The organism is Herbaspirillum rhizosphaerae, assembly GCF_001189965.1.
GTDB classification, from domain to species: domain Bacteria; phylum Pseudomonadota; class Gammaproteobacteria; order Burkholderiales; family Burkholderiaceae_D; genus Herbaspirillum; species Herbaspirillum rhizosphaerae.
Map to the genome: position 1 here is coordinate 184112 of NZ_LFLU01000010.1, position 13646 is coordinate 197757.

The following is a 13646-nucleotide window of genomic DNA, read 5'->3' on the forward strand; positions in this document are numbered from 1 at the left end:
TACTTGTGCAACATAAAATAATGCGAGCCTGCTCTTGAAGACAACCTTTCTGAAACAGTGGTGTGTATTCCTCGCAGCGCTGTTGTTATCGTTTTCTGTATTCGCCAAAGGCCCGTCCGACAGCGGCGTCGGCGACATCGCCGCAGACACGTTACCGCTGGAAGCGCAGCAGACTTTGGCGCTGATCAAGCAGGGCGGACCGTATCCGTATGCCAAGGACGGCGTCGTGTTTGGCAACTACGAAGGGGTTTTACCCAGGCAGAAGCGCGGGTATTATCACGAATTCACCGTGAAAACGCCGAAAGCGCGTAATCGCGGCGCGCGCCGGATCATCTCCGGCGGCAATCCGCAAACGTCGGGTGAGTACTATTACACCAAGGATCACTATCAGACATTCCAGCGCATCAGGGAATGAACAAGCAGATTCTGGTTGCAGCATCCATTGCAAAATCTGAGGGAGAAATGAGTTTATTTAAAACGGTGCCGCCAAATGTTGTGCAGTCCATCCGCGCTTTTCGCGTCGGCGACTTGCAGGAGGAGGCTGCTCGTCTTGGCCAGCACTTTCTGTACGCCTATTGCGCCGAGGCAATGACGAAGCAGCAGGTTCTGGCGATCATTGCCGGCGCTTTTCATTTCCCCCGCCATTTCGGCAAGAACTTCGATGCGCTCGGCGACTGCCTGACCGACCTGACGCACAAGGCCGGTCCGCAGCCAGGCTTCATCGTTGTCATTGAGCAATTGCCGAATACCCAAAAATTCGACAAGGAAGCCCGCGAAACCTTGCTGGACGTGTTTCGCGACGCAGCGGATTTCTGGGCCGACAAGAAAGTTGCTTTCCGCGTTTTTTACTCGTTTCAGTAACATTTACCCGCCCGTAGTTGCGTTTTTGCCGATTTTTCGTCAATTTGGCCTCGGGCAGCGGTTACAATGCCGACCATGAGAAGCATTGTTATCCTGATTTCCGGACGCGGCAGCAACATGGAAGCCATCGTCCGGGCCGCACAGGCTGAGAATTGGCCTGTTTCCATCGCAGCAGTCATCAGTAACCGGGCCGATTCCGCCGGTCTCGATTTCGCCCGGCAGCATGGTATTGCGACTGCGGTCGTCGCCAACAAGGACTATCCCACACGCGAGCTGTTCGACACCGCCTTGCGCGCCGTCATTGAGGGGTTTACGCCCGATCTGGTGGTGCTGGCCGGTTTCATGCGTATCCTGACAACTCCTTTTGTCGAACACTATGCCGGACGGATGCTGAACATCCATCCGTCGCTGCTGCCATCCTTTCCCGGGCTGGCAACGCACCGGCAAGCGTTGGCGGTGGGCGTCAAGCTGCACGGCGCAACGGTGCATTTCGTCACGCCCGATCTGGATCACGGCCCCATCGTGATACAGGCGGCGGTGCCGGTGCTGAGCACCGACAGCGAAGAAGTGCTGGCCGAGCGCGTGCTGCAGCAGGAACATCTAATTTACCCGCGCGCTGTGCGCTGGTTCGTCGAAGGCAAGCTACGCCTGGACCACGGTCGTGTTCATATCGATCCGTCCGCCGAGCAAGCCTGACATCACTTTGAAGGAAGCAGTATGAGATTGCCACCCGCAATCGTTCCCCACACGGAAGAAGTCTTGCGTGAGATTTTGCGTTTTACCGGTCCGGCCGACGTGGCGTTGTCGCGCTATTTTCGCGAGAATCCCAAGCTGGGCGGCCGTGAACGCGGCGTGATCGCTGAAGCGGTCTACGGCTTGTTGCGCAACAAGTCGGTTTACACCAATTTTGCCGAATCCGGCGTCGGTCCCATGATGCGCCGCATGGCGCTGCTGGGCTTGACCGATACCGTCAGCATCGAATCGATCGCCGGTTTGTCGCCGGAAGAAGTCGAATGGCTTACGCGCACTGCGCAAATCGACCGCAACAAATTGCCGCTGGCGATGCGTTCGAACCTGCCGGCCTGGCTGCTGGAAAAGCTGATCGCACGCGACGGCGAAGCCGCCACCATGGAACTGGCCGAAGCCATGAATCAGCCGGCGCCGCTGGATTTGCGCGTCAACGTCATCAAATCCAATCGCGAAGCCGTGGCCGCAGAACTGGCCGCCGCGCCGATTCTGTGCGAGCCGACGCCGTATTCGCCGCTCGGTTTGCGCGTGATCAAGAAACCGGCTTTGCAAAATCTGCCCTTGTTCAAGGACGGCGCCATCGAAGTGCAGGACGAAGGCAGCCAGTTGCTGGCGCAGGTCGTCGGCGCCAAGCGCGGTGAAATGGTTGTCGACTTTTGCGCCGGCGCCGGCGGCAAGACGCTGGCGCTGGGTGCAGGCATGCGCAATACCGGTCGACTGTATGCTTTCGACGTCTCGGAAAAACGCCTGGCCAAGCTCAAGCCGCGTGTGGCGCGCAGCGGTTTGTCCAACGTCCATCCGGTCCTGATCGCGCACGAGAACGATGCCAAGGTCAAACGCCTGGCCGGCAAGATCGACCGCGTACTGGTCGACGCGCCATGCAGCGGCTTGGGCACCTTGCGCCGCAATCCCGACATGAAATGGCGCCAGACCGTAGAAACGATCGCCGAGATGCACGCCAAGCAGGTCAACATCCTGACCAGCGCCGCGCGGTTGTTGAAAGCCGGCGGCCGCCTGGTCTACGGCACCTGCAGTTTCCTCAATGAAGAAAACGAAGACGTCGTCGCCGAATTCCTGCAAAACAATGCCGATTTCACGCTGGTGCCGATGAGCGCCGTGTTGGAAGAGCAAAAGATCGCGCTGGAAATGGGCGATTACCTGAAGCTGCTGCCGAACCTGCATCAGACCGACGGTTTCTTCGCCGCCGTACTGGAACGCAAGAAGTAATGCGGGCAGGGATGCGGCCGACGGGCCGGGCTATCTTGTTGTCGCTGGCGCTGTTGTCCGCCGGCGGCGCAGCGCAGGCTTTCGACGCCAGTGGAGAGCAGCCGAAGCCGATGGCGGCGCAGGGCAGCTTGCAGGTGGCTTTCACGCCGGGCGACGATATCGAAGGATTGATCGCCGAGACGCTCGGCCAGGCGCGCAAGCAGGTTCTGGTTCAGGCGTATATCTTCACGAGCAAGCCGCTGACTGCGGCATTGATCGCCGCACGCAAACGTGGCGTCGATGTGCGTGTGCTGGTCGATGCCGGCCAGCTCAACAAGTCGGGACGGGATCGCATTGCCGAGCTGCAGCATGCCGGCATCCAGGTCCGGCAAGAAACCAGATACAAGAGCGCGCACAATAAAGTCATTGTGATCGACGCCGACAACGCTGAAGCTACGGTGATTACCGGCAGCTATAATTTCACCTGGACTGCGCAGAACAAGAACGCAGAAAATATCCTGGTGGCACGCAAGAATCCGCCTCTCGCCGTCAAATATGCCGCCAACTGGATGCGTCATTTCCAGGATGCAGAGGCTTACCAATAAGATTGACTACATAGCGCGTCCGCCTCGCTACAAGGATCATGTCGACTTTGTTATCCGATTTCTACGAATACCTGTTTGGCGACCTGGCTCCGCTGGAGCTGGTGCGCCAGACCATCGTCATTCTCATGTGCGTGCTGGTGGGACTGGGTTTGTCGCGCTGGCTGCGCAGACTGCTCACGGTTTCCGGCAGCGAAGACAGCGCGATGCAGATCGGCGTCAAGAGCTTCGTGCGGGTGTTGTCGCCGCTGCTGATCCTGATCCTGCTGGCGCTGGCGCGGCTGGTGCTGATGCGCCTGAAATTGCCGGTGACGCTGTGGCAGGTCATGCTGCCGCTGATGATTTCGCAGGTGGCGATGCGCTTCGTGTTTTACGTGCTGCGCCGGATTTTCATCAAGGACGCCACCGCAGGCGCTTTCCTCCAACTGTTCGAAAAGGCTTTCGCGGTGCTGGTCTGGATTTGCGTGCTGCTCTACATCACCGGCCTGTGGCCCGATCTGGTCGATTATCTCGATACCACGATGCTGCCGCTGGGGCGCCACAAGACTTCGCTGCTGACTATCCTGCAAGCCACCGCATCGGTGCTGGTGACGCTGATCATCGCCATGTGGGCCGGCGCCATGCTGGAAGAGCGGATGATGAAGCTCAACACCATGCACTCCTCGTTGCGCACGGTGGTGGCGCGGCTGGTGCGGGCCATCCTGATCCTGGTGGCGATTCTGGTCAGCCTGTCGCTGGTCGGCATCGACCTGACCGTGCTGTCGGTATTTGGCGGCGCCCTGGGCGTGGGGCTCGGTCTGGGTTTGCAAAAGATCGCCAGCAGCTACGTATCGGGATTCGTCATCCTGCTGGAGCGCAGCCTGGCCATCGGCGACATGGTCAACGTCGACCGCTATTTCGGCAAGGTCACCCAGATCAATACGCGCTACACTATCCTCGAAGGCCTGGACGGCATTGAGTCGGTGTTGCCGAACGAAATGTTCATGTCCGGCCCGGTGCAGAATTATTCGCTGAATCGAAAAATTATACGTCTGGCAACACAAGTTACCATCTTGTATCAGGACGATATCGAAACGGTCTTGTCTATGCTGGAGCAGGCCGCAATCGGGGTGGAGCGCGTTTCCGACCAGATCCTGCCGCAAGCCTTGCTGGTCAAGATCGGCGAGGACGGTTTGCAGCTGGAAATAGGTTTCTGGATCACCGATCCTGAAAACGGTCGTCTGAATGTGCTGTCGGACGTTAACAGGGCAATCTGGCGGGTATTCAAAACCCAGGGAATCCAGGTGGCGCATCCAAAACGCGACATTCGCGTCATGGATCAGCGCAGTTTTGAACAAAGTGTTGTCGGTTCGGCATCTTCCATGCACAAGGATGCATAATCAGCGTACAATGCCGGAAAATAAAAGAATATAAGTGGTAAATGGTTGCAACTTAAGTTTGCAACTCTTGTTTGCAACGGGGTTCTAACCTTTAGTCGCCCATATCGGCTGGCGACTCAGCTTGGCAAGTTCAATTGCCGTGAAGTATTTCTTTTGGAGTGGTAATGACAGTAGATTCGATCCTGGACTTTCTTTCGAACGGTTTGCTGCACGCAACCGGTTGGCAGATTTTCTTTTACACCCTGATCATGACGCACATCACGATCGCCGGTGTGACCATTTACCTGCATCGCTGCCAGGCGCACCGTGCGTTGGATCTGCACGCCATTCCAAGCCATTTCTTCCGTCTCTGGCTGTGGATGACCACAGGCATGGTCACCAAGGAATGGGCTGCGATTCACCGCAAGCACCACGCCAAGTGCGAAACCGAAGAAGATCCGCATAGCCCGCAAGTGCGCGGCATCAAGAAGGTGTTGCTGGAAGGCGCCGAGCTGTATCGCGCCGAGTCCAGGAACGCCGAAACCATGGAAAAGTATGGCCATGGCACGCCGGACGACTGGATCGAGCACAACATCTATAGCAAATTCGGCTGGCAAGGCGTCGGCCTGATGCTGATCATCAACGTCATGCTGTTCGGCGTCATCGGTCTGACCGTGTGGGCCGTGCAGATGCTGTGGATCCCGATCACCGCCGCCGGCATCATCAACGGCATCGGTCACTTCTGGGGCTACCGCAACTACGATTGCAACGATGCTGCGACCAACGTGTTCCCATGGGGCATCATCATCGGCGGCGAAGAGCTGCACAACAACCACCACACCTTCGGCACATCGGCCAAGCTGTCGTCCAAGTGGTATGAGTTCGACATCGGCTGGATGTACATCCGCATCCTGGAAATGATGGGTCTGGCCAAGGTCAAGAAGGTTGCGCCGGCGCCGAAGTTCGATCGCCAGAAGCTGGTTGCCGACTTCGATACGCTGCAATCCGTGATCGCCAACCGTTACGACGTCACGTCCAAGTACGCCAAGTCCCTCAAGCGTGCATGGGCCGATGAGCTGGAACACCTGGCTGAAAAGGCCAAGCTGGAATCGCGTTTCCTCAAGTCGTCCAAGAAACTGTTGCAACGCGAGCCGGCCAAGCTGGAAGACGGCCAGAAGCAACAATTGTCAGAACTGTTCACGCACAGCAAGGCGCTGCAAACCATGCACGAAATGCGTGTGGAACTGGGCTCGATCTGGGGCCGCTCCAACTCGACGCGCGAACAATTGCTGCATCAGCTGCAAGACTGGTGCGTGCGTGCAGAAGCTTCGGGCATCCATGCTCTGCGCGACTTTGCTCAGCGCCTGCGCAGCTACGCTTAATTTGTCCCGCTCGGCTGTGGGTAAAATCCATTCTTCGGTTTTGCTCGCGGCCGTCGCCGCTTTGGCGGCGCTTCCCTGCGCAACGCTGGCGAAGACTGCAAGTCTTACTCTCCCTGGTGTCAAACTGTTCAGTCAGGAACGCGTGATTTATCGCTGCGCGGGCGACGTGCGTCTGCCGGTACGCTATCTCAATACGGATGCCGGCGCGCTTGCCTATCTTCCCGCAGGCGGCAAGAGATTGCTGTTCGTCAGCGTGATGGCGGCCTCCGGCGTGAAGTATGTCGCCGGCAACTACATCTGGTGGAGCAAGGGCAAGGAGGCCTTCCTGGCGGATAAAACGCAGGGGGACGATGCCGAGCCGCTCCTGAAGGACTGCAAGCAGATTGAAAACTGGTAGGGCGGATTGATTGCCCGGATGGCGGTGAGTCCGGAGTCGCCAGTAGCAACGGCAATACGAATGCACCGAACAATAAAAAGCCCCGCAGATTTGCATCGCGGGGCTTTTTGCTGACAAGAGAAAATCAATTACTTGATCTTGGTCTCTTTGTATTCGACGTGCTTACGTGCCTTGGGATCAAACTTCATGATCGCCAGCTTTTCAGGCGTTGTACGCTTGTTCTTTGTCGTGGTGTAGAAGTGACCTGTACCTGCGGTCGACTCCAACTTGATTTTGTCGCGGCCGGATTTAGCCATGATAGATTTCCTTTACTCTGCTAGTTAGACTTTTTCGCCGCGAGCACGCATGTCGGCCAAAACGGCATCGATGCCGACTTTGTCGATTACGCGCAAACCAGCGTTGGACAAGCGCAGGGAAACCCAGCGGTTTTCCGACTCAACGAAAATGCGACGGTTTTGCAGGTTAGGCAAAAAGCGACGCTTGGTCTTGTTGTTCGCATGGGAAACGTTGTTGCCGACCATCGGCCCCTTCCCGGTGACTTGGCAGACACGTGCCATGTAAGTACTCCTTAAAAATTCCAGAATTGGAAAAAAGGAGAGTATATATAGAAAACTCTGATTTTTCAATGACTTGCGAAAAACAATTGTGTCGCTGTTTGTTTCTAAATTTAACAATTTGGCGTACGCACCTGAATCCCGCCCATTCACGCCCGGCTCTCACAGCTGTCCGTGTTCCGCAAAAGAATAAGTCTGTCGTCCCGCCACCACAATGTGATCCAGCACCTTGATGTCCACCAGACCCAGCGCCTGCTTGAGGTTACCGGTCAGATGCAGGTCGGCCGTGCTCGGCTCGGCTTCGCCGGAGGGGTGATTATGCGCCAGGATCAGGCTGGCGGCGTTGTGCGTCAGCGCCGCCTTGACGATTTCACGCGGATAGACGCTGGCATGCGTTAACGTTCCGCGAAACAGCTCTTCCGAGTCAATCAGGCGATTCTTGACGTCGAGGAACAGGACAATGAAGGCCTCATAGGTTTTGCCGTGAAACAGCAGCTGCAAATACTGCTTCACCGCCAGCGGAGAGTTGAGCGTCGTTCCCGTACGCAATTCTTCCGACAGCGCGCGCCGGGCCAGTTCCAGCACCGCCTGCAATTGCGCATACTTGGCCGGGCCGAGGCCGTTGATGCGGGCGAAGTCGGTCAGCTTGGCGGCAAACAGGCCCTGCAGCGAGCCAAACTGCCCGACCATGTCGCGCCCCAGGTCCACCGCGCTTTTGCCGGCCACGCCGACGCGCAGGAACACGGCCAGCAATTCGGCGTCAGAGAGGGCATGGGCGCCTTGTTTGATCAAGCGTTCGCGCGGACGCTGGTCTGCGGGCCAGTCGGTAATTGCCATGGGGTCCTTGGTTGAGTGACTTGAGGAGTGAAATAAGCGCTCTGAAGTCGGGGCTTGTTTTTACGGAGTCGGGCAAGGTGGCTTACAATAGCGGGCTGTCACGCTTACTGAATATCTTTCATGTCCAACGCATCTGTCCCGGTCGTCACCGAAAACGCCTACCTCACACTGCACTATCGCCTGGCATCCATGGCCGGCGAAAATATCGTCAGCACCTTTGAGGAAAAGCCCGCCACGCTGCAATTCGGCCAGGGCCAACTGGCGCCGTTTCTGGAAGCCTGCCTGCTTGGACTGGAAGAGGGTACGCATCAGACGTTTGAGCTGTCGCCCGAGAAGGCCTTTGGACCGCGCAACCCTGAATTGATTCAGCGCATCTCGCGCGCCACGCTGGAAGAAAACTCGTCCATGGACGAAGACTATCGCGTCGGCGACCTGGTCGATTTCGCCGCACCCGGCGGCGGACGCTTTGCCGGCGTGCTGCGCGAGATTGACGAGCAGGGCGCGCTGTTTGATTTCAACCATCCGCTGGCCGGACAAACGCTGAAATTTGAAGTAAAAATCATCGGGATTCTGTAAGGTGCTCGATATGGACAAGCAAGAACCTGAAATTTTATTGGCTCAACCGCGCGGTTTCTGCGCCGGCGTCGATCGCGCGATTGAAATCGTCGAACGCGCGCTGACGCAATTCGGTGCGCCGATCTACGTGCGCCACGAAATCGTCCATAACGCCTACGTCGTCGCCGACCTGCGCAGCAAGGGCGCCATCTTCATCGAAGAGCTGGCCGATGTCCCGGCCGGCAACACCGTCATTTTTTCCGCACACGGCGTGTCCAAGGCCGTGCAGGCCGAAGCGCAGGAGCGCGGCCTGACCGTGTTCGACGCCACCTGTCCGCTGGTCACCAAGGTCCACATGGAAGTGGCCAAGATGCGCCGTGAAGGCCGCGAGATCATCATGATCGGCCACGAAGGCCATCCCGAGGTCGAAGGCACCATGGGCCAGACCGACGCCGGCATGTATCTGGTGGAGACCGTCGACGACGTCGTGAAGCTCAAGGTCACCGATCCCGACTTGCTGGCTTATGTCTCGCAGACCACGCTGTCGGTGGACGACACCACCGACATCATCGCCGCGTTGAAGAACAAATTCCCCAACATCGCCGAGCCGAAAAAAGGCGATATCTGCTACGCCACCACCAATCGTCAGGAAGCCGTCAAGTTCATGGCGCCGCAAGTCGACGTCGTGATCGTGGTCGGCAGCCCCAACAGCTCCAACTCCAATCGCCTGCGTGAAGTGGCCGAGAAGAAGGGCGTACCGGCCTACATGGTCGACAACGCCGATCTGATCAACGCCGACTGGCTGGTCGGCAAGAAGCGCATCGGTGTCACCGCCGGCGCGTCGGCTCCGGAAGTGCTGGTGCAGGCCGTCATCGACCGGCTCAAGGAAGGCGCAACGCGCAGCGTTCGCATTCTCGACGGGATTGAGGAAAACGTGACTTTCCCTATGCCCAAAGGCCTGGGCGGCGGGCGTTCCATCGTCAGTGGCGGTTAACTTCGGGCCAGGTCCGGACTGAGTTCGGGCTGAACCGGCAATCGCAGACTGACCGTCCCGGTGTTCGCAATTGCAATCCTTGGCGGCAACAGGTAGTTGAAGCCCCGAAAAGCGCACCCCGGTGCGCTTTTTTTGCGTCCTCTGTCGGGCGGATATCCAGTACCGACGTGCTTTGCGTCTATTCTCGTATTGTGGGAGCGGCTTAGGTATAATCCCGCTCCAGCCGGCGAGTCCCCACAAGGTGCGCTCGCTTTATCCACATTACAGATCTTTCGACCAAGAAGGAGCGCAACCGATCATGAGCATCCGCATGAGCACTTTCAACCATCTGCCCCAGCTTGCCCGCGCACGCTCCATCTTGACGCGTTTCTCTCCGCTCCCGCCTGATCTGCATGCATAGCATTCAGCACGGAAAGCCTTATCTGCATTGATTGCCAGCCCTTCGCGGGATTTCTCCGATCGGGAACAGTTTTTGCTCTAAAGCTCGCATGCAATTGCGGACGTACACACGTCTTGCATCGACATATCTCATTGACGTTACGAATTTAGGAAGTAGGCATTTATGGACATCTTCATCCAGCAAATCATCAACGGCCTGGTCTTAGGGAGCATGTACGCCCTGATCGCCCTGGGCTACACGATGGTGTACGGGGTCTTGAACCTGATCAATTTTGCGCACGGCGACGTGCTCATGATCGGAGCGATGGCCGGTTTAAGCATTCTGAAACTGGTGCAGCACGTCGCCCCCGACCTGCCCGGCATCGTCAAGCTGATCATCGCCATCATCGGCGCCATTCCCGTGTGCGTGATCGTCAGCATGATCATCGAACGCGTGGCCTACCGTCCGCTGCGCAACGCGCCGCGCCTGGCGCCCCTGATCACCGCCATCGGCGTATCGATCCTGCTGCAGACGCTGGCCATGATGATCTGGGGCCGCAGCCCCGTGCCGTTCCCGCAAATCATGCCGTCGGATCCGGTGCACATCGCCGGCGCGCTGATCTCGCCCACGCAGATCATGCTCTTGCTGCTGGCGCTGGCCGCCATGATCGGCCTGGTGCTGATCGTCGAGAAGACCAAGATGGGCCGCGCGATGCGCGCCACCGCCGAGAACCCGCGCATTGCCGGGTTGATGGGCGTGGACTCGAATCGCGTGATCGTGGTCACCTTCATCATCGGCGCCGCGCTGGCGGCGATTGCCGGCGTCATGTGGGCGGCGAACTACTCCACGGCGCAATTCGCCATGGGCTTCGTGCCGGGGTTGAAGGCTTTCTCGGCCGCGGTGCTGGGCGGCATCGGCAACATTTACGGCGCCATGCTGGGCGGCATCCTGCTGGGCCTGATCGAAAGCCTGGGCGCCGGCTACATCGGCGACCTGACGGGCGACTTCCTGGGCAGCAACTATCAGGACATCTTCGCCTTCATCGTGCTGATCATCGTGCTCACACTCAGGCCGTCCGGCATCATGGGTGAACGCGTAGCAGACCGCGCTTAAGTTAAAACAGATACTCAAAGAGAGACCGACATGGCCTTCCTCACCTTCGACAAGAAACGCAACCCGCAGCAGGCCCGGCTCAGCCTGGCCGCGCTCCTGATCGTCATGATCGCCTTCCCCTTCGTTGCCAGCATGTTCGGCAACTCCTGGGTACGCATCATGGACATGGCCCTGCTGTACATCATGCTGGCCCTGGGCCTGAACGTGGTGGTCGGCTTTGCCGGCCTGCTCGATCTGGGCTACATCGCCTTCTACGCCATCGGCGCCTACACCGCCGGTTTGCTGGCCTCGCCGCAGTTCGCCGATGTCCTGCAATCCTTCGTCAACACCTACCCGGCAGTGGGCAACTTCCTCGTCATGATCTGCGGCCCGCAGATCGTGCAGAACGGCATCCACCTGTCGCTATGGATCATCGTGCCGCTGTCGGCCCTGATCGCCGCCATCTTCGGCGCTTTGCTGGGCGCACCGACCCTGAAACTGCGCGGCGACTACCTCGCCATCGTCACCCTGGGCTTCGGCGAAATCATCCGCATCTTCATGAACAACCTCAACGCCCCGGTCAACATCACCAACGGGCCGCAAGGCATCAACCTGATCGACCCGATCCGCGTCTTCGGCGTCTCGCTGGCGGGCGAGCCGGGCTCCGGCTCCATCGTCAAATTCCTCGGCATCAGCATGCCCTCGGTGAACGCCTACTATTTCCTGTTCCTGCTGCTGTGCATCGGCGTGATCTTCTTCTCGATCCGCCTGCAGGACTCGCGCCTGGGCCGCGCCTGGGTCGCCATCCGCGAAGACGAAATCGCCGCCAAGGCCATGGGCATCAACACCCGCAACGTCAAGCTCCTCGCGTTCGCCATGGGCGCCTCCTTCGGCGGCGTGGCCGGCGCCATGTTCGCCTCGTTCCAGGGGTTTGTGTCTCCGGAATCCTTCTCCCTGACCGAATCCATTGCCGTGCTGGCCATGGTGGTGCTGGGCGGCATCGGCCACATCCCCGGCGTCGTGCTCGGCGGCATCATCCTCGCCGCCTTGCCGGAAGTGCTGCGCCACGTGGTCGAGCCGGTGCAGATGAGCCTGTTCGGCCGCGTCTGGATCGACGCCGAAGTGCTGCGCCAACTGCTCTACGGCCTGGCCATGGTCATCATCATGTTGAATCGTCCGGCCGGCCTGTGGCCCTCGCCGCGCCATGAAGACCGCCCCGAAGCCGATCACCCCCACGGCGACGAGCCGGTCGGCGTGGTCAAAGCCTAAACTCGACGAACAGCACACAGAGGACGAACCAATGAGCACCACCCTGTTAAAAATCGCCGACGTCAGCAAACGCTTCGGCGGCCTGCAAGCCCTCTCGGGCGTGAGCCTGACGATTGAACAAGGCCAGATCTACGGCCTGATCGGCCCCAACGGCGCCGGCAAGACCACCTTCTTCAACGTCATCACCGGCCTCTACCAGCCCGACACCGGCAGCTTCGAGCTGGCCGGCAAGCCCTACAGCCCCAGCGCCCCGCACGAAGTGGCCAAGGCCGGCATCGCCCGCACCTTCCAGAACATCCGCCTGTTCGGCGACATGACCGTGCTGGAAAACGTCATGGTCGGCTGCCACGTGCGCACCAAACAAAACGTCTTCGGCGCCGTGTTCCGTCACAAGGCCGCCCGCGACGAAGAAGCCGCCATCAAAGAGAAATCGCAAAAGCTGCTCGACTTCGTCGGCATCGGCCAGTTCTCCTCGCGCACCGCGCGCCACCTCTCCTACGGCGACCAGAGACGACTCGAAATCGCCCGCGCGCTGGCGACCGAACCGCAACTGCTGGCGCTGGACGAACCGGCCGCCGGCATGAACGCGACAGAAAAGCTCGGCCTGCGCGAACTGCTGGTCAAGATCCAGGCAGAGGGTAAAACCATCCTGCTGATCGAACACGACGTCAAACTGATGATGGGCCTGTGCAACCGCCTGACGGTGCTGGACTACGGCAAACCGATTGCCGAAGGCGTGCCGGCGGATGTGCAGAAGAACCCCGCAGTCATCGAAGCTTATCTGGGCGCCGCCCATTAAGAGACGTAAAACGGAAAGATCACAATGACAACGAACATCTTAAAAATTGAAGACCTCAGCGTCGCCTACGGCGGCATCAAGGCCGTCAAGGGCGCGAGCCTGGAAGTCAACGAAGGCGAACTGGTGACCCTGATCGGGGCCAACGGCGCCGGCAAGACCACCACCCTCAAAGCCGTCACCGGCACCCTGCCGAACTGCAAAGTCAGCGGCCACATCACCTACCTCGGCCAGGCGCTCAAGGGGCAAAGCTCATTCAACCTGGTGCAGCAAAAGCTGGCCATGGTGCCGGAAGGGCGGGGCGTCTTCACCCGCATGAGCATCCACGAAAACCTGCTCATGGGCGCCTACACCAGCGACGACAAGCAGCAGATCGCGCAGGACATCGAGCACTGGTTCACGGTGTTTCCGCGATTGAAGGAACGTGCGGCGCAGATGGCCGGCACGCTCTCGGGCGGCGAACAGCAGATGCTGGCCATGGCGCGCGCGCTGATGAGCCATCCCAAGCTGCTGTTGCTGGATGAACCGTCGATGGGACTGTCGCCGATCATGGTGGAGAAGATCTTCGAAGTGATCCGCACGGTGTCGGCGCAGGGCATCACGATCCTGCTGGTGGA

At 59.1% G+C, this 13646-nt stretch carries 17 protein-coding genes; 14 read left to right on the forward strand and 3 right to left on the reverse strand.

The genetic code is table 11. The features are described 5' to 3' along the window. Window positions 1-34 precede the first annotated feature (34 nt). From AKL25_RS15235 to AKL25_RS15270, 8 genes are all read left to right on the forward strand, one after another. Complete coding sequence (locus tag AKL25_RS15235; protein WP_050478535.1) at window positions 35-415, forward strand: guanyl-specific ribonuclease; 381 nt, start codon at window positions 35-37, stop codon at window positions 413-415. Further along, window positions 394-861 (forward strand): barstar family protein, encoded by a 468-nt coding sequence (locus tag AKL25_RS15240; RefSeq protein WP_369828895.1) that lies wholly within the window; start codon window positions 394-396, stop codon window positions 859-861. The genes AKL25_RS15235 and AKL25_RS15240 overlap by 22 nt, the downstream gene beginning before the upstream one ends. A 75-nt stretch (window positions 862-936) precedes the next feature. Continuing rightward, window positions 937-1557 carry a phosphoribosylglycinamide formyltransferase gene (purN, locus tag AKL25_RS15245; RefSeq protein WP_050478564.1) on the forward strand — a complete coding sequence of 207 codons (621 nt, stop codon included), beginning with the start codon at window positions 937-939 and terminating at the stop codon, window positions 1555-1557. Window positions 1558-1578: 21 nt separating this feature from the next. Next, a complete protein-coding gene (locus AKL25_RS15250) occupies window positions 1579-2835 on the forward strand; it encodes an RsmB/NOP family class I SAM-dependent RNA methyltransferase (RefSeq protein WP_050478536.1) in 1257 nt (418 codons plus the stop codon). A gap of 11 nt (window positions 2836-2846) precedes the next feature. Beyond that, window positions 2847-3419, forward strand: a complete 573-nt coding sequence (locus tag AKL25_RS15255; RefSeq protein WP_050478537.1) for a phospholipase D family nuclease — start codon at window positions 2847-2849, stop codon at window positions 3417-3419. A gap of 38 nt (window positions 3420-3457) precedes the next feature. Next, window positions 3458-4795 (forward strand): mechanosensitive ion channel family protein, encoded by a 1338-nt coding sequence (locus tag AKL25_RS15260; protein WP_050478538.1) that lies wholly within the window; start codon window positions 3458-3460, stop codon window positions 4793-4795. 164 nt (window positions 4796-4959) lie between these two features. Next, the gene (locus AKL25_RS15265) at window positions 4960-6156 is read left to right on the forward strand and encodes a DesA family fatty acid desaturase (RefSeq protein WP_050478539.1); all 1197 of its coding nucleotides are present in this window, start codon (window positions 4960-4962) and stop codon (window positions 6154-6156) included. 40 nt (window positions 6157-6196) lie between these two features. Further along, complete coding sequence (locus AKL25_RS15270; protein WP_240475758.1) at window positions 6197-6553, forward strand: MliC family protein; 357 nt, start codon at window positions 6197-6199, stop codon at window positions 6551-6553. Between the two features lie 128 nt (window positions 6554-6681). Here the strand turns inward: AKL25_RS15270 and rpmG are convergent, their stop codons facing one another. The 3 genes from rpmG to radC all read right to left on the reverse strand — a co-directional run bounded on the left by rpmG (window position 6682) and on the right by radC (window position 7944). Continuing rightward, a complete protein-coding gene (gene rpmG / locus AKL25_RS15275) occupies window positions 6682-6849 on the reverse strand; it encodes a 50S ribosomal protein L33 (protein WP_007877024.1) in 168 nt (55 codons plus the stop codon). A 24-nt stretch (window positions 6850-6873) separates the two neighbouring features. Then, the gene (rpmB, locus tag AKL25_RS15280) at window positions 6874-7110 is read right to left on the reverse strand and encodes a 50S ribosomal protein L28 (RefSeq protein ID WP_007877026.1); all 237 of its coding nucleotides are present in this window, start codon (window positions 7108-7110) and stop codon (window positions 6874-6876) included. 159 nt (window positions 7111-7269) lie between these two features. Then, on the reverse strand, window positions 7270-7944 hold the full coding sequence (radC, locus tag AKL25_RS15285; protein ID WP_050478541.1) for a RadC family protein: 675 nt from the start codon (window positions 7942-7944) through the stop codon (window positions 7270-7272). A 120-nt stretch (window positions 7945-8064) separates the two neighbouring features. Here radC and AKL25_RS15290 point away from each other — a divergent pair, with 120 nt between their 5' ends. From AKL25_RS15290 to AKL25_RS15320, 6 genes are all read left to right on the forward strand, one after another. Beyond that, window positions 8065-8520, forward strand: a complete 456-nt coding sequence (locus AKL25_RS15290; protein WP_050478542.1) for an FKBP-type peptidyl-prolyl cis-trans isomerase — start codon at window positions 8065-8067, stop codon at window positions 8518-8520. A 10-nt stretch (window positions 8521-8530) separates the two neighbouring features. Then, entirely contained in the window at window positions 8531-9493 is a 963-nt protein-coding gene (ispH, locus tag AKL25_RS15295; RefSeq protein WP_050478565.1) for a 4-hydroxy-3-methylbut-2-enyl diphosphate reductase, read from the forward strand. A 562-nt stretch (window positions 9494-10055) separates the two neighbouring features. After that, window positions 10056-10985: a branched-chain amino acid ABC transporter permease gene (locus AKL25_RS15305; RefSeq protein ID WP_050478544.1), complete on the forward strand. Its 930-nt coding sequence runs from the start codon at window positions 10056-10058 to the stop codon at window positions 10983-10985. A 30-nt stretch (window positions 10986-11015) separates the two neighbouring features. Beyond that, the gene (locus AKL25_RS15310; protein ID WP_050478545.1) at window positions 11016-12233 is read left to right on the forward strand and encodes an ABC transporter permease subunit; all 1218 of its coding nucleotides are present in this window, start codon (window positions 11016-11018) and stop codon (window positions 12231-12233) included. Between the two features lie 31 nt (window positions 12234-12264). Then, a complete protein-coding gene (locus AKL25_RS15315; protein WP_050478546.1) occupies window positions 12265-13032 on the forward strand; it encodes an ABC transporter ATP-binding protein in 768 nt (255 codons plus the stop codon). Window positions 13033-13056: 24 nt separating this feature from the next. After that, a partial coding sequence (locus AKL25_RS15320) for an ABC transporter ATP-binding protein (RefSeq protein WP_050478547.1) occupies window positions 13057-13646 on the forward strand: 590 nt, incomplete at its 3' end.